Genomic DNA, 20,029 nt, shown 5'->3' with positions numbered 1-20,029 from the left:
GCTGCTGCTACTGCCACACCCGTGGCACTGACCGCACCTGCAATCGGTTGATAGTCAACAGCCCAGCTACGGCTGGGCAATAACGGAATCCCAAAAGCTCCCTTGAATAAGGGGGCTTTTTTGTTGCATGGGTGGTTGCCCAATTTGTACAACAACCTGCGCAACAAGCTTGGGCAGCTAAATAGAAGGGAGCACAGAGCGAGAGGGGACTACGTATGTAGCCACTAGGCAAAAGCAAGAAGTCAGGGCTTACGCCAGATCACAGCAGTACGCCGGCGGGGATAAAGCTCCCGGCACAGCGGGCAGATGGTGCCGTCACAACCACGAGCCGTGCAGAATTCGCGCCCATAAAAAATGATCTGCAGGTGCAAGCGATTCCAGGCTTCTTTAGGAAACAAAGTCTTGAGATCATGCTCCGTTTGCACAACACTCTTGCCACTGCTGAGACCCCAACGCTGCGCCAATCGGTGGATGTGGGTGTCTACGGGGAAGGCGGGCACACCGAAGGCCTGGGCCATCACCACACTTGCGGTTTTGTGACCAACCCCAGGCAGGGCCTCAAGCTGTTCAAAACTGCGGGGCACCATGCCGCCATGGCGCTCAAGCAAGAGCTCGGCAAGGCGTTTGACATTGCGAGCCTTGGTGCGAGCCAGGCCAAGCTGGCGGATATGGGCCAGGATCGTCTCCTCGCTCAGGGCTGCCATCGCAGCAGGGTCCTGGCCAGCTGCAAACAGGGCCGGGGTGACCTCGTTGACCTTCTTATCTGTGCATTGGGCGCTCAGCAGGACCGCCACCAGCAGCGTGAAGGAATCGCTGTGGTCGAGAGGTACAGGGGTTTCGGGGTAGTGCTGCTGCAGCCGCTCCATGATTAGGGCGACACGCTCCTGCCTCTTCAAGATCGCGCTATGCCAAAGGTGAAGCCCAGTTTGTAGGCTCGCCCCAACGCAGGTGGGCCATGGGCAGCAGCTTCGGAGATCTCTTTCGGATCAGCACCTTCGGCGAATCCCATGGCGGCGGGGTTGGCGTAATCATCGACGGCTGTCCGCCCAGATTGGAGCTGGATCTAGAAGCGATTCAGGCCGAACTCGACCGCCGCAAGCCAGGCCAGAGCAAGATCACCACCCCCCGCAAGGAGGATGACCAGGTCGAAATTCTCAGTGGCCTGCTCGATGGCGTGACCCTCGGCACACCGATCGCGATGGTGGTGCGCAACAAGGATCAGCGACCGCAGGACTACAGGGAAATGGAAGTGGCCTTCCGTCCCTCCCACGCCGATGCCACCTACCAAGCGAAGTACGGCATACAAGCCCGCAGCGGCGGCGGCCGGGCTTCTGCCCGAGAAACCATCGGCCGAGTAGCTGCCGGGGCTATCGCCAAACAGCTCCTGGCCAAGGCCCACGGCACCGAAGTGATCGCCTGGGTGGAGCGCATCCACAACCTTGAGGCTTCGATCGACCCAGGACAGGTGACCCTGGCGGCCGTGGAAGCAAATATTGTGCGCTGCCCCGACCAAGCCATGGCAGCCCAGATGATCGAGCGCATCGAGGCAATCGGCCGGGAGGGCGATTCCTGCGGCGGCGTGATCACCTGCCTGGTACGCCAGGCGCCAATGGGCCTTGGCATGCCCGTATTTGACAAACTCGAGGCGGACCTGGCCAAGGCGGTGATGTCGCTGCCGGCCACCAAGGGGTTTGAAATCGGCTCGGGCTTCGCAGGCACCCTGCTCAAGGGCAGCGAGCACAACGATGCCTTCCTACCCACAAGCGATGGCTCCCTGCACACAGCCACCAACAATTCCGGTGGCATCCAGGGGGGCATCAGCAACGGCGAGCAAATTGTGATTCGGGTGGCCTTCAAGCCCACCGCCACGATCCGCAAGGCCCAGCAGACGATCAATGACCGTGGAGAAGCCACCACCCTGGAGGCCAAAGGCAGGCACGACCCTTGTGTACTGCCTCGGGCCGTGCCGATGGTGGAGGCGATGGTGGCCTTAGTGCTCGCCGATCACTTGCTACGCCAAAAGGGCCAGTGCGGCCTGTGGTAGCTAGGTCCGCAGGCGCTCGACAAGCCTGGCCAACGCCTCCCAATCGGCGGGGTTAACCAGGGAACCACCCAAGGCGACCGCATCAACTCCGGCAGCCAGCCAGGGCTCCACATCAGCAGGGCCAAGTCCACCTGCCGCAATGCAAAAGGGCAAGCCATCAGCGCCAGCCAGAGGAGCTGCTAGTCGTTGCCAATAGGAACGGCCCAGCGCAGCTGCGGGGAAGAGCTTGACGATGGAGCATCCCCACAAACGCGCTAGGTGCACCTCTGATGGAGACATCACACCTGGCACGAACTGCAAACGCAGAGCGATTGCAGCCTCAATCAAGTCACGATCCAGCACCGGTGAAACCGCATAGCCCAGGCCAGCAGCAGCAGCAGCGTTAAGGCCAGCCAAGTCAACTACCGAAGCCGCACCCAATCTCAAATGCGCGAAGCGCTGACGAAGCTCAATCGCCTGGGCAACCCAAAGGGGGTTGCTGCTCCAAGCAAGCTCTACATGCTGAACACCCAGCTCCTGCAAACGCTCTAAACAGGGCAGCAGCTCAAGCAGGTCATAAGCACGAAGCACCACCAGCAGGGGCTGGTGGTGCAAAGCGGCTAGCAGCGTTGGCGGTTCAGACGTATTCCGCCACCTTCACGTCGCTGCGGATCAGCAGCTCCTGCAGGTCATCAGCGTCGACTGTTTCCTTCTCTACCAACATCTCGGCGAGCTCATCAAGCACCGAACGATTGTCGACGAGAACGCAAGTGGCACGCTTGTAGGCCACCGCCACCAGTTCGCTGACTTCCTCGTCGATTGCGGCAGCGGTGTCTTCAGAGAAATCACGCTCTGCAGCGATATCACGCCCCAGGAACATGCCCCCCTGGCTGCGACCCAAGGCCACGGGGCCAAGGCGATCGCTCATGCCGAATCTAGTAACCATCTGACGGGCAACTCGGGCTACCTGCTGGAGGTCGTTAGAAGCGCCGGTTGTGACTTCGTCTTCTCCGTAGACGATCTCTTCAGCAACACGACCACCTAGGGCAACTGCCATCTGGTTCTGCAGATAGGCGCGGGAATAGAGACCTGATTCCATCCTCTCCTCAGAAGGGGTGAAGAAGGTGAGGCCGCCTGCATTACCCCGAGGAATGATCGAAATCTTCTGCACCGGGTCGTAATCGGGCATCAGGGCACCGACCAGGGCGTGGCCAGCTTCATGATAAGAAACAAGCCGCTTCCGCTTCTCGCTCATCACCCGATCCTTCTTCTCCGGGCCAGCCATGACGCGCTCGATGGCGTCATTGACCTCGTCCATCGCCACTTCAGTGAGCTGACGGCGGGCAGCGAGAATCGCGGCCTCGTTTAGGAGGTTTGCCAGGTCAGCACCGGTGTAGCCAGGGGTGCGGCGAGCAATCTTGTCGAGGTCGACATCCTTGGCCAAGGTCTTGCCTCGGGCGTGGACGCCAAGGATCTGCAGGCGGCCGGCGTAGTCGGGACGATCTACAACCACCTGGCGATCAAAACGGCCTGGGCGCATTAAGGCTGCGTCCAGCACATCTGGCCGGTTGGTTGCAGCCACAATGATGACGCCGGCATTGCCCTCAAAGCCGTCCATCTCTGTAAGCAGCTGGTTGAGGGTCTGCTCGCGCTCATCGTTGCCACCGCCAAGACCAGCTCCGCGCTGGCGGCCTACGGCGTCGATTTCGTCAATAAAAACGATGCAAGGAGCACTCTTTTTGGCTTGCTCAAAAAGATCACGCACCCGGCTGGCGCCAACACCCACAAACATCTCGACGAATTCCGAACCGGAAATCGAGAAGAAGGGCACGCCAGCTTCCCCTGCCACAGCCTTGGCGAGCAGGGTTTTACCGGTTCCTGGCGGGCCTACCAGAAGCACCCCTTTAGGAATTTTGGCGCCAACCGCGGTGAAGCGATCTGGGTTCTTGAGAAAGTCAACGACTTCAGTGAGCTCGAGCTTCGCTCCCTCAATACCGGCCACATCGCCAAAAGTCACCTGGGTTTGGGGCTCCATTTGAAGCCGCGCCTTGCTCTTGCCGAAATTCATTGCCTGATTGCCACCACCACCCTGGGCGCGACGCAACAGGAAAAACAAGCCACCAAGGAGAAGTAGCGGGAAAATCAGACTGCCAACGGCCTGCTGCCATGCAGCGGGCTCGCGGCTGGGCTGGACCGCGATATCGACGTTGTGGTCGGTGAGCAGCTTGAGCAGGTCCTTGTCAGGAGCAAGGTTGACGACCGCACGGCGTCCGTCGTTTTCGACTACTTGGGCCGTGCCCCGGTCTGGGGAAATCAGCACCCGCGAGACTTCGTTGTCCTGAACGGCCTCTACGAAGTCGCTGTAGCGGAGAGTGCGCGGCGCATTGGCCGGGTCGGGCCTGTCGAGGAAAGCCGTGCCCACGGCGATCATCACGATCACCAAAAGGACATAGAGCCCCGCGTTGCGCCAGCGCTTCTTCAAGAACCTTGCCTCAGCTGAGAAGTCAGTTACGGAATGTTAACCGGCTGCGGCCCGCAGCACTTCGACCACACTACGGAAGGCAAACCACTCTGGGATTTCTTCGCCACCACGCAGCATCTGACGGAATTGGGTGCCGCTGAGCTTGCGGATGTGCAGGCCTCTGGCTTCGGCATGTTCAGCGGTCACGTATCCCTCCTCCTCCGTGTAAACGAGATTGAGCGAGGGCACGGTCTCCATCCCGAGCTCTGCAGCGTTGTCGCGGGCAAAATCTTGGGCTTGGTAGGGGCCGTAGAAGTCTTCGCCGCTGAGGGAGCTTTTGCAGCCGGCCATGTCGCGGCCAATGATGAAGTGGGTGCAGCCGTAGTTCTTGCGGATGATCATGTGCTGCAGAGCCTCCCGCGGGCCAGCCATGTGCATCGAATAAGGCAAGTAGGCCCAGCGAATTCTGGCGTTATTCACCTCTGCCGCCAGCCGCTCGTAGGTCTGGAAGCGCACCTCGCCGGCAATGTCGTCGTCCTGGGTGGGGCCGCAGGTGGGGTGCACCAGCACCACACCCTGCTCACTGACGTTGGCCGCGTCCAATGCCCGGGTAAACAGCTCGTAGTGGGCGCGGTGAATGGGGTTGCGGCACTGGAAAGCCACCACGCTCTGGCCAGCGGGGAGAGTTGCGCGCACTTCAGCGGGCGTTTTGCAAGGGAACACCCGGCTGGGCAGCTCCAGGCCCTGAATACTGCCGCCGAGGTAGATGCGACCCCGCTCGGTGGCGATCATCTTCACCGCCGGATGCTCAATTGAGGTGGTGGCATAGCAGCCCTGAGCCTCACGCGCCTTGTCAGGCTCCCAGCGACTCTCCACCGTCAGCACGGCCAGCTCCTGACCGCGATAGGTGAGCAGCAGCTGGTCGCCAATAGCAATCGAAGCGTCGTCGGTGTCGAAGACGATCGGCAGGCCAAACAACAGGCCACTGGTGGTGCGGTGGCCCGCCACCACGGCTTCATAGTCCTGCTGATGCATGAAGCCACGTAGGGGCGAGAAGCCTCCCACCACCAGCAACTCAACGTCGCAGGCATTGCGATCGCTGCACTCGATCCTGCGGCTCACCCCAGCGAGCAGCGACTCGCGCTCAGCCGCAGGCACTGCCAAATTCACCAAAGACCCACCGTGAGGCGCGATCAAGCCAGCGGATTCAGCGGCGGTCATGGAGGCCAACTCAGGAAGGCGTGGATTCTCCCAGACCGGGGGAGTCGAGGCTCAAGTGCCAATAAAAAGACCCAGAACCCAATAAAAAAGGCCCCGATGGGGCCTTAAAGAGTCAGGCAAGAACTGCGAGCTAGCGCCCAGGGGTCAAGCCTGCTCTAGGCGGCCATAGAGCTGGCCGACGATCTTGACATCGACAACCGCCTTGGTGCCCATGTCGGAGTCGGAAGGCTGGATTGCAGTAAACACACCGGCAAACTCGCCTGTACTGGGATCGACTTTGGTAATTGAGAGGTTCATGGTGCCGGAGCCATCCACATAGCGCTTCACGGTTTCGCCGGTGAACTCATCTCCAGCAGGAACCAGGCCGACAGCGCTGCTGTAGCCGGTGGTTAGACCACGGCCTTTGGGGTCGAGGAAGTTGCTGGTGCGGTAGCTGGGAGCCCGGTAAGGACCTTCAAAGTCGGTGCTGGTGGTCAGAGCTGAACCATCAGCCGTGGCCAACAACTCCTTGCTGGAGAAGGTGAAGGGCACTTCCTCACCACCGGGCAGCAGCACGGTGATCGGCTGGAAGTCGATGCCGCCGAGCTCCTTGAAGCTAAGGCCATCGGCAGTAACTGCCAGATCGCCGTAAACCTGATCAAGGCTGGAGGTGAAACGGGTAAGAATTTTGCCGGCAACAAACTGTGCCTCCTGGCGCTTGTTAGCTGGCTCACCCTTCACGTACACCTCGGCAGGGTGCATGCAAATTTCTCGGAGCTGGTACTTAGCGGCGGAATCGAGGGAGATCGAGCCGCGGGCCGATTCCGGCAGGGTCGGACAGTCGTTCGCTAAGCCGGTGTTGTGGATGTCTTCGTAGGTGAGATTGGCGCGATCCACTGCCTTGGCGCCACCGCTGCACGCGGTCACCAGGGTCAGGCACAGCGCCAGCACAAGAGCCAGCAGAGGACGAAAACTCATGGGGAAACGCCGCAGAGACGGTGGATGGGAACTGGGCTGTCGCCGATCCTACCGGTGCAAATCTGCTATTCCCCGTACGATGTCGCGGCTCTCAACAACCTGTATGCGAGAGCCAGACGCGAGCGCAAAGCAAGACCAGTCATGAGCCTCACCCCATCCCAGCAAGGCCGTCTCACCAACCAGCTGCAGCAACTAAACGAGCTGGCAAGTGAGCTCGAAGGCAAGCCTGAAGACCTGCTGACCCTGCTGCGCCAGCTCGAGCAGCTGCATCGCTCGGTCCAAGACGGTCCATTCCGGGGCAGCCTTCCAGCCGACCGCAGCCAGCTGTTCAGCCTGCTGCAAAGCGTCGAGCGCAGTGGGGGCTGGCCCTACATCCCGAGGTTGCAACTGCGCACCTTCATGGATCTGCTCCAGCACGAAGCTGCTGCAGACGAGAACCTGCCCGCCGAAGAGACTCTGGTGGCTTAGGGCCTCAGGGCGGTAAGCAATTGCTGGGCAATCGCCAGCTTTGAGCCTGGCTCGATGCGTTGCTCACCGCCCTGCCCTCCCAGCAGCCAACCGTGGTTGCTGTTCACGCCAAAGCCCGCATCGGCTTGATCTATCGGGTTCGCGAACAGCAGGTCGCAGCCTTTGCGGGCCCACTTGGCACGGGCCTGAGCCAATACATCGCCCGATTGGGCCGCGAAACCCAAAATCCGCTGACCGGGGTGCCGGCGGCTCACCAGGCCAGCCAAAAGATCGGGCACCGGCTGCCAGCCGGAGGCGAGCTCAACGGAAAGCTCCTCTTTGGTCAGTTTGTGCGGGAGCGGTTGCTGGCGGCGGTGGTCGGCCACAGCCGCCGCCATGGCAATGGCATCGGCACAAGGCTGAAGACGCACCAAGGCCCGCTCCATATCGGCCGCCGTCTGGACAGGCACACAAGCCAAGCCCTCCAGCAACTGGGAATCCACGGTCAACGGACCATGCACCAAAGTCACCTCCGCCCCACGCAGCCGGGCTGCCTGGGCTAGCAGCACACCCATCAGCCCGGAGCTGGGGTTGGTGAGAAAGCGGGCCGGATCCAGTGGTTCGCGGGTAGGGCCGGCAGTGACCAAAAGCCGCAAGCCAGCCCAGTCCCGCTGCCAACCCCACAGCTGCAGACACTGCAAGGCCAGTAGGAGCTGTTGCGGCTCAGCCATGCGGCCGTCCCCCTGCTGGTCGCAGGCCAACAAGCCCGCCGTAGGCCCCAGGGGCAACACCCGCTCAAAACCCTGCAGCAGCTCCCAGTTGCGGCGCACTCCCGGGGAGATCCACATTGAAGTGTTCATGGCCGCAGCAGCCAGCACCGGCGCCTCGGTTGCCAACAGGGTGCTGGCCAACAGGCTGTCAGCCAACCCATGCACCCAACGACCCAGGCTGGTGGCACTCAAGGGCGCCACCAACACCAACTCAGCCCACTCCGCCAGCTCCACATGCAGCGGCCTGGCAGCGCGATGACTCCACTGATCCGCATCGAGGCTGCAGGGATTGCGGCTGAGGCTGGCAAGGGCAACCGGACTTACCAGTTGGGCCGCCGACGGCGTAACCAGGCAACGCACCTCGGCGCCGCACTGAACCAGGGAGCTCACCACCAGAGGCAACTTAACCGCAGCGATGCTGCCGCTGATACCCACCAACACGCGGCGACCAGCCAGCGGGTGCACCAAGGGGTCAGCAGCAGCCGCCGAATCAGTCCTCATCAAAGGGTTCCTGGTCCACCAGATGCACGTAGGGCCGAGCCAACTCCGGTTGGTGGATCGCCAGGGCACGCATCAGGTGCCAATCGGCTAAGCCGTCAAAGGCACTGGGGTAGTCGTCTTCCTCCAGTCGACGGGCGAGTTCGGCTATCGAAGCTTCATCGAAAGCGGCGAGCCGTTCGGGGGTGATCGACGCGTTCATGGAAGTTGCTAGGGAGGTGAGGTCGGGGATAATGGGCTTCTAGGGACAAGAGAGCCCTAAGCCGGGGAGTTAGCTCAGCTGGTAGAGCGCTGCGATCGCACCGCAGAGGTCAGGGGTTCGAGTCCCCTATTCTCCATTACGACTCAAAGAAGTGCTGCTGGTCAGCCCTATGGATTGGCATCCAGACGCCGAAGCCAAACTTAAGGAAGTGCCCTTTTTTGTACGTCCAGCAGTGCGGCGCCGCATCGAATCCATGGCCCAGGAGGCCGGTCTTAGCGCCATCGATGCCCCCTTCTACGAGCAGGCCAAGGCAAGGTTTGGCCAGAAGTGACCCGGCGATGCGGTAAAAGGGTGCATCAGTAGAACACCCATAGATGTCGCAGTCGAAACGCGAACAGGTGGTTAGCCACCTGCGGTACATCCGCCAGGAGCTCCGAGAAATGCACCAGGGTGTCATGGACGACGGCTTACTGCCAGAAGCCGGCGAGGTACGTGGGGTTATGGCCCAGATGGAAGCTCTACTGGAGCTCCTCGAGGGCAAATCCTCACGCAAGAAGGACAGCGACGGCTGAGACCCAGATCGGGAAGCCCCTGGGGGACGTCAAGCCCCTTGGGACGCTCTGGCAAACGTCTGCGGGCAGTTGATCATTGGCCAGCCAGGCGCTTTGGTTGCTCAGTCCCCATCACCCAGCCCGGGCCATTGGCCTCGGGCTTTTTTATTGGAATCCCCTATATGTAGCGCCAAAAGGCTGCGCACACGCCAGAGATGGTGTAGAAAAGCAATGGCAGGGCTCGGGCCGGGTGATGGGGATCACCGCCTTCAGCATCCCTGCCTCCCCTTTTGGCCCTCGCTGATAACCCTTCAGCCGTGATGGCCTCACCTCCCGGAAGTCGTTATCAACAGACCGGCTTTCAGGAACGGGTTGCCCAGGCTCGGGCGGCCCTAGAGAGTTGGGCAGCCAATCCCTGGCGGCGACTATCGCTGTTGTTGATCGTGTTGCTGATCAGCTTCAGCATTGGCGGAGCCGTCGGCTCGATCACCGGCACCCTGGCCAAGCTCGACCCGGTGGGGGCACTGATCTGCGTGGCCGCCATCGAGCTGGCCATTCGCGCCAGGGGACCGCTGATACGTCGTGGTGGCGATGCACTCGTGCTGCAATTGCTCGATATGGCACGAATCGGCTTGCTCTACGGCTTGCTGCTTGACGGCTTCAAGTTGCTCTGATTCAACTGCTGGAAAGCTTTTCAAGCCAGCGGTTCTGCCGCGGCCAGCAGATAGAGCAGGGCCATGCGCACAGGGATGCCATTGCGCACCTGCTCCTCCACCAGTGAAACGGCGGGATCGTCGAGCACATCTCCCGCCAGCTCCACGCCCCGATTCACCGGGCCCGGATGCAGCAGTGGCACGGACGGGCCGCAGGGGGCTAGGCGCGATCGGGTGATGCCGAATTGCCGGTGATAGGTGTCGAGGCTAGTGAGCAGGTGCTGATGCATGCGCTCCTTCTGAAGTCTCAGAGTCATCACCGCATCGGCCCCGGCCAGGGCCTGCTCCAGGCTGCGCTCAATCCGCACCGGGCCCCGCGCCGCCACCGGATCGGCCGCCTGGCCTGGCGGTGGTGCCGCTACAAAGTCGGCGAAGGCGGCGGGCAGCAAGGTGGGCGGGCCGCAGAGCACCACCTCGGCGCCGCAGGCGGTGAGGGCCCAGAGGTTGGAGCGGGCCACGCGGGAGTGGAGCACATCACCCACAATCACAATGCGCTTGCCCCTCAGAGCCGCGGGCGTGGGGGCTTCAGGGGCAAAGTGGCGCGCCAGGGTGAACAAATCCAGCAATCCCTGGCTGGGATGGCTGTGCAGGCCATCGCCAGCATTGAGCACCGCGACCCGCTCACCGGCACGGTCGAGCTCGGCCGCCAGGCTCTGGGGCACCCCGGCGCAGCGATGGCGCACCACCAGCACATTGGCGCCCATCGCCACGTAAGTGCGGGCCGTATCGAGCAGGCTCTCGCCCTTGCTGAGGGAGCTGGAGGAGGGAGAAAAACTCTGCACATCGGCAGAGAGCCGCTTTGCCGCCAGCTCAAAACTGCTGCGAGTGCGGGTGCTTGGTTCAAAGAAAAGGCTGGTCATCAACCGCCCCTGCAGGGCGGGCAACTTGCGAGCTCCAGCCACCGGCAGGGCCCGGAAACGTTGGGCCAGCGTGAGCACGGTGGTGAAATCATCCAGCGAAAAGGCCGCCAGATCCAGCACGTGGCGGTGGCTCCAGCTGCTCAAGGGGTGCGGCGACTCACAGGACCACGGTAGGGCCAGCCGAGGGACACCACAGCACCTATTCTTACCAAGTAATACCTATCCAAGCTAGGCCTCGCCATGGCTGAATCCAGCGGTTGCGCCGTGACCAGCAAAGGGCAGGTGACGATTCCCCAGATGATGCGGCAGCAGCTGGGCTTGCACAGGGGCAGCCGTGTTTGTTTTGAATTGGTGGGCGATCACCTGGAGGTGAGGCCGGCGCGACCAGCAAGCAGCCCCACAGCCAGCGGCTTTGGCCTGCTGAAAACGACCATCCCAGCCGTGCCAAGCGACTTCGATCCGGCCATGCTGTTGCAGCCGTGATCGGCCTGGATACCAATGTGCTGGCCCGCTACTTCATCGACGAAGCCGGTGCCGATGACGCCACCGTCAAGCAGAGAGAAGCCGCACGCACCTTGCTCGAATCGGGCCAGGGCCTGTTTATGCCCAAAACCGTGGCTCTGGAATTGGAGTGGGTGCTACGGGGGTATTACCGATTCAGCCGGGATCAGGTTGGGCTTGTCTTTGACGCACTGCTGAACCTGCCAACCCTCCAGCTCGAAGACCGCGCCGCAATCGAACAGGCCTTGGCAGGGCTGCGCGCCGGGCTTGATTTCGCCGATGCGCTGCACCATGCCAGTTGCCGCGCCTGCACGGCGATCGCCTCTTTCGATCAGCGCAGCTTCGCCAATCCTGCACGCGCGCTGAATCTGCAACCGAGGGTGATCACACCCCGCTGATCCTTCCAGCCTCCTGCGCTGGAAGCTGCCGATCACCCCTGACCCGCCGGCTGATGCTGCGGCTCGCCCGCCAATACCAGCGCCAGGGCAGGTCCTGGCCCTGACAGATGCCGATGCGGCTGGTTTGCATCAAGTGGACCGCGGCCATATTTGCCAGCGCTGGGGGGCGCGGGGCGAGCCACAGGCCCTGATCGGGATGCACCAGCTGGGCGTTATGGGAGCGATCGATGCCAAAGCAGCGTGCCAATAGGGCGGGAGCCGCCGCCAGCCGCTCCGGCTCACCAGGAATGGCCACGGCGCGCAGCAGCACCCCATTGGCCCAGTCGGCTCTCCCTGTCACCACGTTGACGCAGTGGTGAATGCCATAGCTCACATAGACATAAAACCGCCCAGGCTCACCAAACAGGGTTTCGTTGCTGGGGGAGCGGCGGCGATAACCGTGGCAGGCGGGCTCGCTCTGGCAATACGCCTCCGTTTCCACAATTACGCCCCACAGCAACTCGCCTGAGGCTTGGCGTTTCACCAGCAGGCAGCCGATGAGCTCAGGGGCAACCTGCTCGGCGGGGCGGGCGAAGAAGGCCTTCGGCAATGGATTCACCACAAGTTCGACGTGTTGCTCGCCACTGGGAGCAGCCGCCAGCAAACTGAAGTCCTTAGTGCCAAAACCAGGGTCCGCCATGCACACCACCGGTTTCTCCCTCGCCACCGTACTGATCTTTGGCAGCGGCCTTTTTGTACTGGCCACCCTGTTTTTTGGCACCAAAGGCGGCTACTACGACAGCGACGACTACGACGGCAACGGCACCGCTCACTGACCCTGACCAGACAGCCTCTCGGCCTCAGGGCAGTCTTCGGAGGTGATCACGTCATCGGGGCTGCCACTGCGGCAGACGTAGGCCAGCCTGGTGCTGACGGCCCCGATTGAATCGAGCCGCACGCTCTCCTCCCAGCTGTGGGTTTCGTCGTCGTCTTCAGCGTCGTAGCGCAGGGTGACGAGATCCCCCTCGAGCTCCACCACCGTGGCCTCCTCAATCCAGCGCTGCTGGTCACGCAAAAACACCCACACCGGGCGCTGTTCGGCACAAAACTGATAAAGCTTGCGGTGCAGCATGGGCCGAGGCACTGCTGGCCTTCAAACATTAGCCAGTCTCCAGGGTCTACCTGCTGTTCACCATGATCCAATCCGCCAGCTCCAATGACGCCATTCGCCTGCAACTGCGTAGCTGGCCTGAGGTGGAGACCTATCTGGAAAATTGCAAGGGCGTGATCGTGCCCCTAGGGTCCACTGAGCAGCACGGCCCCACCGGCGCCATCGGCACCGATGCGCTCACGGCCGAGGCCGTGGCCCTGGAAGTGGGCAGCCGCACCGGCGTGCTGGTGACTCCGGCCCAGGCGTTCGGAATGGCCGAGCACCACTTGGGCTTTGCTGGCACCGTGAGCCTGCAACCATCCACCCTGCTAGCCGTTCTGCACGACGTGGTGCTGTCACTTGCACGCCACGGCTTCGAGCGCATCTACGTGATCAACGGCCATGGCGGCAACATCGCCACCAGCAAGGCCGCCTTTGCCCAGGCCTATGCCAGCGCCGCCGATCGGGGCCTGGCGGTGGCGCCGCGGCTGCGCTGCAAGCTGGCCAATTGGTTCATGGCTGGCCCGGTAATGCAGGAGGCGCGCAGCCTTTATGGCGCGGAAGAAGGTCACCACGCCACCCCCAGCGAAATAGCCCTCACATTGCACCTGGAGCCCAGCCTGCAGACCAAGCAGAGGCCCCTGCCTGATCCAGCCCCGGCCGGCCCCATCCACGGCCCCGAAGATTTCCGCCGCCGCCATCCGGATGGCCGCATGGGCTCAAACCCCTACCTGGCCCAGGCCAGCCATGGCGAGCGCTTCTTGGAGCTGGCCGCCACCGCCCTTGCCTCAGACCTGGAAGCCTTTCTGACCTGAGCGCTAGCGTCGGCATATCTGGTAATTCCCGATGAGCAAGATCACCGCAGACGACGTGCGCAAGGTCGCCAAGCTGGCCCGCCTAGACCTGCCCGAGGCCAAGATCGCCACTTACACCGGCCAGCTCGAGCGCATCCTCGACTACGTAGCCCACCTTGAAACAGTAGACACAGAAGGAGTGCCAGCCACCACTCGAGCGGTGGAAGTAGTAAACGTCTGCCGTGAAGATCTGGTAACCCCTACGGACGTGCGCGAAGAGCTACTAAATGAAGCTCCCCAAAGGGAGGGAGACTTCATCCGGGTGCCCAAAATCGTAGCTAGCTGAGCCAAGTCAGCTATCCAATTATCGCACCGGCGAAATTGCAGTGCGATGAAGCAACTCCAGCACTCGCCTGCGGGCATGGCGGGTGGGCATTAATGCAGCAATAGGCCTAAGCTTGCTGCGCTTTTTGCGATGACTTCGAACGCCAAGAAAGATATCGTAGAGGAAGTTAAGACCATCATTTTTGGTTTCAAACAAGCCAAGCCGCTGGGGCGAACCTTTGGCATCAAGGATGGGCTTAGTGGCGTGATAAGCAGGGCGGTATTCAAACCAGGGTATAGACGGCCACAGGTGATGAATAAGGTGATAATTCTGACCCATGATCAACCAATTCATCAGTCGTCCCGGATAAACGCGGGAGTTGTGCCAGCGGTTGCGCGACTGGAAGGGGCGGTGGGGCAAGTAGTCAAAGAACAGGCCCAAGGTCACTCCGACCATTAGGGCAGGGGCAAACCAGCAGTTGAAAATAAAGTCAAGAAAGCCAAATTTTGCAGCGGCCACAACAATCGCCACAAATACAACCCGAGCTAGGCCCCACTCAAACAGTTCATAACGACGCCACAAACGGCGGCGGAAGAAAAACAGCTCGTGATAGAAAAATCGTGGCGCAATCAACCACAGGGGTCCAAAAGTGCTGACGATGTGATCAGGATCGTTCTTGGGATCATTCACATGGGCATGGTGCTGCAGGTGCACCCTGGTAAAAACGGGAAAGCTGAAGCCAAGCAGCAGGGCAGCGCCATGGCCCATCACCGCATTCCAGAAGCGGTGCGGATGGGCCGCGTTGTGGCAGGCGTCGTGAATCACCGTGCCCTCTAAGTGCAGGGCCAGAAATCCGGTACCAAGCAGCACGGGCAGGGGCCAGCCAGCCACAAACCAGCCCCAAATCGTGAGGGCAGCCAAGCCGTAGCCAGCCAAAAACAGCCCAACCGTGGGGTTCCAGGCAGCAGGCGGGTCAAGAAATTCGCGCGGCACAAGCCGCGAGGGAGATGCCATTGCCCCCTCGGAGTGCACGGCAGTTGAAGAGGCGCCCAGAACCTGTGTCATCTCAGCCGAACCAGATCCCAGAACGTTGCATCAAGGCAACTTAAGAAAGTGATGATGCCCACCGGGGGACTTGAACCCCCACGACCTAAGCCACTGGTACCTAAAACCAGCGCGTCTACCAATTCCGCCAGGTGGGCAGAACGGGACTGTAGAGACAGATGCGTGGAGTCGCCCACAATGGGGGACTCCACGCCTTCTGGCCATGCTCGCCACCCTGGGCGGACTCCTGGCGCTGCTGCTGGGACTCGCCATCCTGCTGCTGCCGCTGCTGGCCACCGAACTGAGCCGGCCACGGGATTCGGCCTGGGGCGCCGTAGTGCTGCTGCTGGGCCTGGTGCTTGTAACCAGTGCAGACCGGCTCACGGGCGCACCGATGCTGGGCGTGCTTTGCGGTGGCCTACTGATCGGCAGGCTCGCAGGCGAGGTTTCCCAGGGCCGCTGGCGGCAGCTCACCGCTGAGGAGCAGCAGCGGCTTTGGTCGACGGAACGCTGGCAGACGAGCCTGCAACAAGCCGGCGCCAGCCTGGCCCATCTGCTCACCCTCCTGACCACTGCCACTTCAGGCATTAGCCAATGGCTGACTCAGCAACGCCAGCCCAAAGCCAGTGGCAAACGCTGGGTGCGCCCGGAAGAGCCGAGCTCCATAAGCGAGATCGACAGCCTGGTGATCGACAGCCTGGTGACGGCCGAAATCCCGGAACCGCAACCGCTGCCCGAGCCCTCCAGCAGCCAGGCGGGATAATCAGCTCTGCTGCCCCCAGGCGACGTGACCGCCAGCCCTGCGCCCGTCTCCTACCCCCTCTCCTACAAGGACACGCTCAACCTGCTGCAGACGCCCTTTGCGATGAGGGCTAATGCCAAGGTGCGCGAGCCGGAAATCCAGGCGTTCTGGGCCCAGCAGCGGCTCTATGAGCGCCTGAGCCAGCAGAACCCCGGCGAGGTTTTCACCCTGCACGACGGCCCTCCCTACGCCAATGGGGCCCTGCACGTGGGCCATGCTCTCAACAAAATCCTTAAGGACATCATCAACAAAACCGCCCTGCTGCAGGGCAAGCGGGCGCGGTTTGTGCCTGGCTGGGATTGCCACGGCCTACCAATCGAACTCAAGGTGCTGCAGGGGCTCAGCAGCAGCGACCGGGCCGAGCTCACCCCGGTAACGCTGCGCCAGAAGGCCCACGCCTACGCCCTCGAGCAGGTGGAGGGCCAGAAGAGCGGCTTCCGCCGCTGGGGCATCTGGGCTGACTGGGAAACGCCCTATCTCACCCTGCAGAAGGACTACGAGGCCGCCCAGATCGGCGTTTTTGGCGCCATGGTGCTAGCTGGCCACATTTATCGAGGCCTCAAACCGGTGCACTGGAGCCCCAGCTCCCGCACCGCCCTGGCCGAAGCCGAACTCGAATATCCCGACGGCCACACCTCCCCCAGCGTTTTCGCGGCCTTCCCGGTGGTGGCGCTACCCGAGGCCCTGGCCACCCAATTAGAAGCTGCTGGCCTAACGGCCAAGGCGGCCACAGGGGCTGGCGGCCTGGCAGTGGCTATCTGGACCACCACCCCCTGGACACTGCCGGCCAACCTGGCGGTGTCGGTGAATGGGCGGCTCGACTACGCCATCTGCGCAGTGGCTGCAAGGGGCGACGCCCCCACCCCAGCCGCCAGCCACCTGGTGGTAGCCGCTGAGCTGATTGAGAGCCTGCAAACCAGCCTGGGACTGGAGCTCACTCCTCTTTTAATCCTTAAGGGCAGCGAGCTAGAGGGAATTACTTACCGCCATCCGCTGCTGGAGCGCACCAGCCCGGTGGTAATCGGCGGCGACTACATCACCACTGAGGCCGGCACGGGCCTGGTGCACACCGCCCCGGGCCACGGCGTAGACGACTTCAACACCGGCAAGAAATACGGCTTGCCTGTGCTCTGCCCCGTGGATGAGGCCGGCAACCTCACCGCCGAAGCCGGGCCGTTTGCTGGCACCAACGTGCTCAAGGACGCCAACCCCGCGATCCTCAGTGCCCTGGAAGCCACCGGCCTGCTGCTCAAGCAAGAGCGCTACGAACACCGCTACCCCTACGACTGGCGCACCAAAAAACCGACGATCTTCCGAGCCACCGAGCAATGGTTTGCCTCAGTGGAGGGCTTCCGCGCCGCCGCTCTTGGCGCCATCGCCGAGGTGGATTGGCTGCCTGCCAGCGGCCGCAACCGAATTGAAGCGATGGTGAGCGATCGGGGCGACTGGTGCATCAGCCGCCAGCGCACCTGGGGCGTGCCGATCCCCGTCTTTTATCACCGCGAAACGGGTGAGGTGCTGCTCAACGAAGCCACCCTGGGCCACATCCAGGCCCTGATCGCCGAGCACGGTGCGGATGTGTGGTGGCAGCGCGATGAGGCAGGCCTGCTGCCTGAGGCCTACGCCGCCGAAGCCAGCAACTGGCGCAAGGGCAGCGACACCATGGACGTGTGGTTTGACTCAGGCTCCTCCTGGGCTGGCGTGCTCCAAGAGCGCGGCCTTCACTACCCCGCCGATCTCTACCTAGAAGGCAGCGATCAGCACCGCGGCTGGTTCCAGAGCAGCTTGCTCACCTCAGTGGCCGTGAATGGCCACGCCCCCTACAAGCGGGTGCTCACCCACGGCTTCACCCTCGATGAGAAGGGCCGCAAGATGAGCAAATCGCTGGGCAACGTCGTCGATCCGGCGGTGCTGGTGGAGGGAGGCAAGAACGAAAAGCAAGAGCCTGCCTACGGCGCCGATGTGCTGCGCCTGTGGGTGAGCTCGGTGGATTACTCGGCCGACGTGCCGCTGGGGCCTGGGATCGTCAAGCAGCTGGCGGATGTGTACCGCAAGGTGCGCAACACGGCCCGCTACCTGCTCGGCAACCTGCACGACTTTGCACCAGACAGCGATGCCGTGCCCTACGACCAGCTGCCTCTGCTGGATCAGTGGATGCTGCAGCGCACCGCCGCCCTGATCGACAGCGTGACGGGAGACTTCGAGCGCTATGAGTTTTACCGCTTCTTCCAAGCCCTGCAGAACTTCTGCGTGGTGGACCTGTCCAACGTCTACCTCGACATCGCCAAGGACCGCCTCTACGTGAGCGGAGCCGATGAGTTCCGCCGCCGCAGCTGCCAAACGGTGCTGAGCCTGGTGCTGGAGCGTCTCGCCGGGCTGATCGCACCGGTGCTGTGCCACATGGCCGAGGACATCTGGCAAAACCTGCCCTACCCGGTAGCCGAAACCTCGGTGTTCGAACGGGGCTGGCCCACGGCCCCCGATGGCTGGCGCCAAGCGCAACTGGAGGCGCCGATGGAGCGAATCCTGGAGTTGCGATCTTTGGTGAATCGCCAACTGGAGAGCTGCCGCTCCAGCGGCCAGCTCGGTGCTTCGCTGGAAGCCCAGGTGCAGCTGGAGCTGGAAGCAGGCAGCACCAACACGGCGGAGGCCCTGAACTGGCTGGCCAGCTCAAGCCACCCCAGCGTCGACAACCTGGCCGACTGGCTGCTGGTGTCGGGACTGGAGGAAGGAGGTGCAGTTCCTGCCGAGCTACTGGCCGAAGCCAGCGAAAACGGCATCACGGTGCGCATTGCCAAGGCCGAAGGCCAAAAATGCGAGCGCTGCTGGCATTACGAGAGCGACATCGGCCAGCACAGCGCCCATCCCAGCCTCTGCGGTCGCTGCGTGGCAGTGCTGTCCTGAACGCCAAGGCACTGATTGAGCGGCTGGAACTCCAGCCCCATCCGGAGGGTGGCCACTACCGCGAGACCTACCGGTCAAGTGAGGTGGTGGAAACGCCGCGGGGACCCAGGGCCGCCAGCACGGCGATCTTGTATTTACTGGCAGCAGGCGAGTGGTCCAGATGGCATCGGATCTGCTCCGATGAGGCCTGGCACCACCATGGCGGCGACGGGCTCCTGATCTATCAACTCCACCCGGATGGCCAGGCTTGCGTCAGCAGGCTTGGGCTTGATCTAAGCACCGGAGAACGGCCCCAGGTTGTAGTGCCTGCTGGCAGCTGGTTCGCAGCTGAACCCGTAACTGGAAACACCACATGGAGCCTGGTGGGCTGCACAGTGGCCCCAGGCTTTGATTTCGTCGATTTCGAACTAGCCAGCCAGACCCAGCTGCAGTGCCACGCCGCCCAGCTGGAATCCTGCTGCAGTGATTGGCGCCGCCTGGTTGGGATGGGCTGATCTGGGGGCTCAATCCCAACCGCCGGATTCAAGGAAAACCTCAGGGGAAACGGGCCCAGCCAACAGCTGTTCCGAGGCCGGATTCAGGGGGGCCTGCAGTAATTCAGCTGTTTCGATCACCGCCCCCTCGGGCAGCAGTGGCTGGTCGGGATCGAAATCGGTGGGGTGGGTGGTGCTGCTCGAAAAACCGCGAAAAATCAGCAGCTCGTAGGGCTCAAGCGGACCTGCCGCCAACTGAAGCTGGCCCCTGAGCCGCAGCACCCGATCGGGCCGCTCCCGGCTCAATTCTTCCAGCCTGGCCAGCAGGGCCATCGCAGATGCAGCGGAGAGGGTCATGGCCAGAGAGAAGGCGGGGCGGCAGAGGAAGCAATAGGGCTGATCCTCAGAAATCGCCAGCGATTCGCCCCTGCTTCGGCAAGCGCACCAGCAGCCATTGCAACAGTCCCACCACATAGGCAACCAAACCCACGTAACCGATGAAGGCGGCCACGCCAGGGGTCCATTCGCCGCCAAAAATGAAGGCAAACAGACCCTCAACATGCCGGTGCAGGCCGAGGGGCGGCTGAATCCAAGCGGCGCAACGGGGCTGGGCCAAGCCTCCGGGGCCCAAACAGCCAAGGGCCGTGGCAGTAAGCAGGGCGCCAAGCACGGCCCACACCGTAAGACTCCAGCGCCAGATGCGCAGGGTCAGGGGCAAGGGACGCCAGGGCGGCAGGTCGGCCAGCTCCTCGTTGAGATCCACCCAGAACCAGACGCTAAGCACCACCAGTAGCTGGGCCAGCAGCAAAACCACAAAGCCGAGGGGCCGCCGGTCGGTGAGCAGCAGGGTTGCAAGCAGCAACAGGCTGGCCACCTTCCAATAAATCCCCAGCAGGCGCACCAAGGATCCCTCCTTGCGTACCGACGCCCAGATCAGGAGCACTAGGGGCAAGCCG

At 62.4% G+C, this 20,029-nt stretch carries 26 protein-coding genes and 2 tRNA genes; 14 read left to right on the top strand and 14 right to left on the bottom strand.

Annotated features, from left to right (window positions below):
• Nucleotides 1-242 precede the first annotated feature (242 nt).
• On the bottom strand, nt 243-896 hold the full coding sequence (gene nth / locus KBY85_RS12845; protein WP_254961872.1) for an endonuclease III: 654 nt from the start codon (nt 894-896) through the stop codon (nt 243-245).
• 59 nt (nt 897-955) lie between these two features.
• Between nth and aroC the strand changes: the two genes are divergently transcribed.
• Entirely contained in the window at nt 956-2,044 is a 1,089-nt protein-coding gene (aroC, locus tag KBY85_RS12840) for a chorismate synthase (protein WP_254961871.1), read from the top strand.
• Here the strand turns inward: aroC and KBY85_RS12835 are convergent, their stop codons facing one another.
• The 4 genes from KBY85_RS12835 to psbO all read right to left on the bottom strand — a co-directional run bounded on the left by KBY85_RS12835 (nt 2,045) and on the right by psbO (nt 6,662).
• A complete protein-coding gene (locus KBY85_RS12835; protein WP_254961870.1) occupies nt 2,045-2,638 on the bottom strand; it encodes a bifunctional 4-hydroxy-2-oxoglutarate aldolase/2-dehydro-3-deoxy-phosphogluconate aldolase in 594 nt (197 codons plus the stop codon). It lies immediately after the preceding gene.
• A 22-nt stretch (nt 2,639-2,660) separates the two neighbouring features.
• Complete coding sequence (gene ftsH3, locus KBY85_RS12830) at nt 2,661-4,505, bottom strand: ATP-dependent zinc metalloprotease FtsH3 (RefSeq protein ID WP_254961869.1); 1,845 nt, start codon at nt 4,503-4,505, stop codon at nt 2,661-2,663.
• Nucleotides 4,506-4,541: 36 nt separating this feature from the next.
• Nucleotides 4,542-5,705 carry a sulfate adenylyltransferase gene (gene sat / locus KBY85_RS12825; RefSeq protein WP_254961868.1) on the bottom strand — a complete coding sequence of 388 codons (1,164 nt, stop codon included), beginning with the start codon at nt 5,703-5,705 and terminating at the stop codon, nt 4,542-4,544.
• 144 nt (nt 5,706-5,849) lie between these two features.
• Nucleotides 5,850-6,662, bottom strand: coding sequence for a photosystem II manganese-stabilizing polypeptide (gene psbO / locus KBY85_RS12820; protein ID WP_254961867.1), 813 nt, complete (start codon nt 6,660-6,662; stop codon nt 5,850-5,852).
• A 141-nt stretch (nt 6,663-6,803) separates the two neighbouring features.
• On the opposite strand from psbO, the gene KBY85_RS12815 reads away from it, so the two are divergent.
• A complete protein-coding gene (locus KBY85_RS12815; RefSeq protein WP_254961866.1) occupies nt 6,804-7,130 on the top strand; it encodes a hypothetical protein in 327 nt (108 codons plus the stop codon).
• Here the strand turns inward: KBY85_RS12815 and coaBC are convergent.
• Together coaBC and KBY85_RS12805 are read right to left on the bottom strand one after the other, a co-directional pair.
• Entirely contained in the window at nt 7,127-8,380 is a 1,254-nt protein-coding gene (coaBC, locus tag KBY85_RS12810; protein ID WP_254961865.1) for a bifunctional phosphopantothenoylcysteine decarboxylase/phosphopantothenate--cysteine ligase CoaBC, read from the bottom strand. The two genes, KBY85_RS12815 and coaBC, sit on opposite strands and share 4 nt — an antisense overlap.
• Nucleotides 8,370-8,579, bottom strand: a complete 210-nt coding sequence (locus KBY85_RS12805) for a DUF2555 domain-containing protein (RefSeq protein ID WP_106632313.1) — start codon at nt 8,577-8,579, stop codon at nt 8,370-8,372. The genes coaBC and KBY85_RS12805 overlap by 11 nt, the downstream gene beginning before the upstream one ends.
• Nucleotides 8,580-8,642: 63 nt before the next feature.
• Between KBY85_RS12805 and KBY85_RS12800 the strand changes: the two genes are divergently transcribed.
• The 4 genes from KBY85_RS12800 to KBY85_RS12785 all read left to right on the top strand — a co-directional run bounded on the left by KBY85_RS12800 (nt 8,643) and on the right by KBY85_RS12785 (nt 9,804).
• Nucleotides 8,643-8,715 (top strand) — tRNA-Ala (locus tag KBY85_RS12800).
• A 33-nt stretch (nt 8,716-8,748) separates the two neighbouring features.
• Complete coding sequence (locus tag KBY85_RS12795; protein ID WP_254961864.1) at nt 8,749-8,910, top strand: PCP reductase family protein; 162 nt, start codon at nt 8,749-8,751, stop codon at nt 8,908-8,910.
• Nucleotides 8,911-8,953: 43 nt separating this feature from the next.
• Nucleotides 8,954-9,151 carry a hypothetical protein gene (locus tag KBY85_RS12790; RefSeq protein WP_094559179.1) on the top strand — a complete coding sequence of 66 codons (198 nt, stop codon included), beginning with the start codon at nt 8,954-8,956 and terminating at the stop codon, nt 9,149-9,151.
• Nucleotides 9,152-9,450: 299 nt separating this feature from the next.
• Entirely contained in the window at nt 9,451-9,804 is a 354-nt protein-coding gene (locus KBY85_RS12785) for a DUF565 domain-containing protein (RefSeq protein WP_254961863.1), read from the top strand.
• A 20-nt stretch (nt 9,805-9,824) separates the two neighbouring features.
• Here KBY85_RS12785 and KBY85_RS12780 read toward each other — a convergent pair whose 3' ends face one another.
• Complete coding sequence (locus KBY85_RS12780) at nt 9,825-10,847, bottom strand: aspartate carbamoyltransferase catalytic subunit (RefSeq protein ID WP_254961862.1); 1,023 nt, start codon at nt 10,845-10,847, stop codon at nt 9,825-9,827.
• A 96-nt stretch (nt 10,848-10,943) separates the two neighbouring features.
• On the opposite strand from KBY85_RS12780, the gene KBY85_RS12775 reads away from it, so the two are divergent.
• On the top strand, nt 10,944-11,186 hold the full coding sequence (locus KBY85_RS12775) for an AbrB/MazE/SpoVT family DNA-binding domain-containing protein (RefSeq protein ID WP_254961861.1): 243 nt from the start codon (nt 10,944-10,946) through the stop codon (nt 11,184-11,186).
• Nucleotides 11,183-11,602 (top strand): type II toxin-antitoxin system VapC family toxin, encoded by a 420-nt coding sequence (locus KBY85_RS12770; protein WP_254961860.1) that lies wholly within the window; start codon nt 11,183-11,185, stop codon nt 11,600-11,602. The genes KBY85_RS12775 and KBY85_RS12770 overlap by 4 nt, the downstream gene beginning before the upstream one ends.
• Here KBY85_RS12770 and KBY85_RS12765 read toward each other — a convergent pair.
• Nucleotides 11,589-12,281: a DNA-3-methyladenine glycosylase gene (locus KBY85_RS12765; RefSeq protein ID WP_261359641.1), complete on the bottom strand. Its 693-nt coding sequence runs from the start codon at nt 12,279-12,281 to the stop codon at nt 11,589-11,591. The two genes, KBY85_RS12770 and KBY85_RS12765, sit on opposite strands and share 14 nt — an antisense overlap.
• On the opposite strand from KBY85_RS12765, the gene KBY85_RS12760 reads away from it, so the two are divergent.
• Nucleotides 12,280-12,417, top strand: a complete 138-nt coding sequence (locus KBY85_RS12760) for a hypothetical protein (protein WP_193486239.1) — start codon at nt 12,280-12,282, stop codon at nt 12,415-12,417. The genes KBY85_RS12765 and KBY85_RS12760 overlap by 2 nt on opposite strands.
• Here the strand turns inward: KBY85_RS12760 and KBY85_RS12755 are convergent.
• Nucleotides 12,411-12,713 (bottom strand): glycine/sarcosine/betaine reductase component B subunit, encoded by a 303-nt coding sequence (locus KBY85_RS12755; RefSeq protein WP_254961859.1) that lies wholly within the window; start codon nt 12,711-12,713, stop codon nt 12,411-12,413. The two genes, KBY85_RS12760 and KBY85_RS12755, sit on opposite strands and share 7 nt — an antisense overlap.
• A 62-nt stretch (nt 12,714-12,775) precedes the next feature.
• Here KBY85_RS12755 and KBY85_RS12750 point away from each other — a divergent pair, with 62 nt between their 5' ends.
• Complete coding sequence (locus KBY85_RS12750) at nt 12,776-13,546, top strand: creatininase family protein (RefSeq protein ID WP_254961858.1); 771 nt, start codon at nt 12,776-12,778, stop codon at nt 13,544-13,546.
• 31 nt (nt 13,547-13,577) lie between these two features.
• Complete coding sequence (gatC, locus tag KBY85_RS12745) at nt 13,578-13,871, top strand: Asp-tRNA(Asn)/Glu-tRNA(Gln) amidotransferase subunit GatC (RefSeq protein WP_254941723.1); 294 nt, start codon at nt 13,578-13,580, stop codon at nt 13,869-13,871.
• An 18-nt stretch (nt 13,872-13,889) separates the two neighbouring features.
• On the opposite strand, the gene crtR is transcribed toward gatC, so the two are convergent.
• Both crtR and KBY85_RS12735 read right to left on the bottom strand, forming a co-directional pair.
• Nucleotides 13,890-14,915: a beta-carotene hydroxylase gene (crtR, locus tag KBY85_RS12740; RefSeq protein ID WP_254961857.1), complete on the bottom strand. Its 1,026-nt coding sequence runs from the start codon at nt 14,913-14,915 to the stop codon at nt 13,890-13,892.
• Between the two features lie 55 nt (nt 14,916-14,970).
• Nucleotides 14,971-15,052: transfer RNA gene (locus KBY85_RS12735), tRNA-Leu, on the bottom strand.
• Between the two features lie 65 nt (nt 15,053-15,117).
• Here KBY85_RS12735 and KBY85_RS12730 point away from each other — a divergent pair.
• The 3 genes from KBY85_RS12730 to KBY85_RS12720 are packed head-to-tail and all read left to right on the top strand — an operon-like array spanning nt 15,118 to nt 19,094.
• Nucleotides 15,118-15,657 carry a Ycf66 family protein gene (locus KBY85_RS12730; RefSeq protein WP_254961856.1) on the top strand — a complete coding sequence of 180 codons (540 nt, stop codon included), beginning with the start codon at nt 15,118-15,120 and terminating at the stop codon, nt 15,655-15,657.
• A 24-nt stretch (nt 15,658-15,681) separates the two neighbouring features.
• Entirely contained in the window at nt 15,682-18,600 is a 2,919-nt protein-coding gene (gene ileS / locus KBY85_RS12725; RefSeq protein WP_254961855.1) for an isoleucine--tRNA ligase, read from the top strand.
• Nucleotides 18,510-19,094: a cupin domain-containing protein gene (locus KBY85_RS12720; RefSeq protein WP_254961854.1), complete on the top strand. Its 585-nt coding sequence runs from the start codon at nt 18,510-18,512 to the stop codon at nt 19,092-19,094. The genes ileS and KBY85_RS12720 overlap by 91 nt, the downstream gene beginning before the upstream one ends.
• A gap of 9 nt (nt 19,095-19,103) precedes the next feature.
• On the opposite strand, the gene KBY85_RS12715 is transcribed toward KBY85_RS12720, so the two are convergent.
• Together KBY85_RS12715 and KBY85_RS12710 are read right to left on the bottom strand one after the other, a co-directional pair.
• Nucleotides 19,104-19,430: a hypothetical protein gene (locus KBY85_RS12715; protein WP_241518269.1), complete on the bottom strand. Its 327-nt coding sequence runs from the start codon at nt 19,428-19,430 to the stop codon at nt 19,104-19,106.
• A gap of 46 nt (nt 19,431-19,476) precedes the next feature.
• A partial coding sequence (locus KBY85_RS12710) for a DUF3177 family protein (protein ID WP_254961853.1) occupies nt 19,477-20,029 on the bottom strand: 553 nt, incomplete at its 5' end.

Source organism: Cyanobium sp. BA5m-10, assembly GCF_024346255.1.
In the GTDB taxonomy this organism is placed as follows: Bacteria; Cyanobacteriota; Cyanobacteriia; order PCC-6307; family Cyanobiaceae; genus Cyanobium_A; species Cyanobium_A usitatum.
This window is presented reverse-complemented; position numbering and strand designations above follow the sequence as displayed.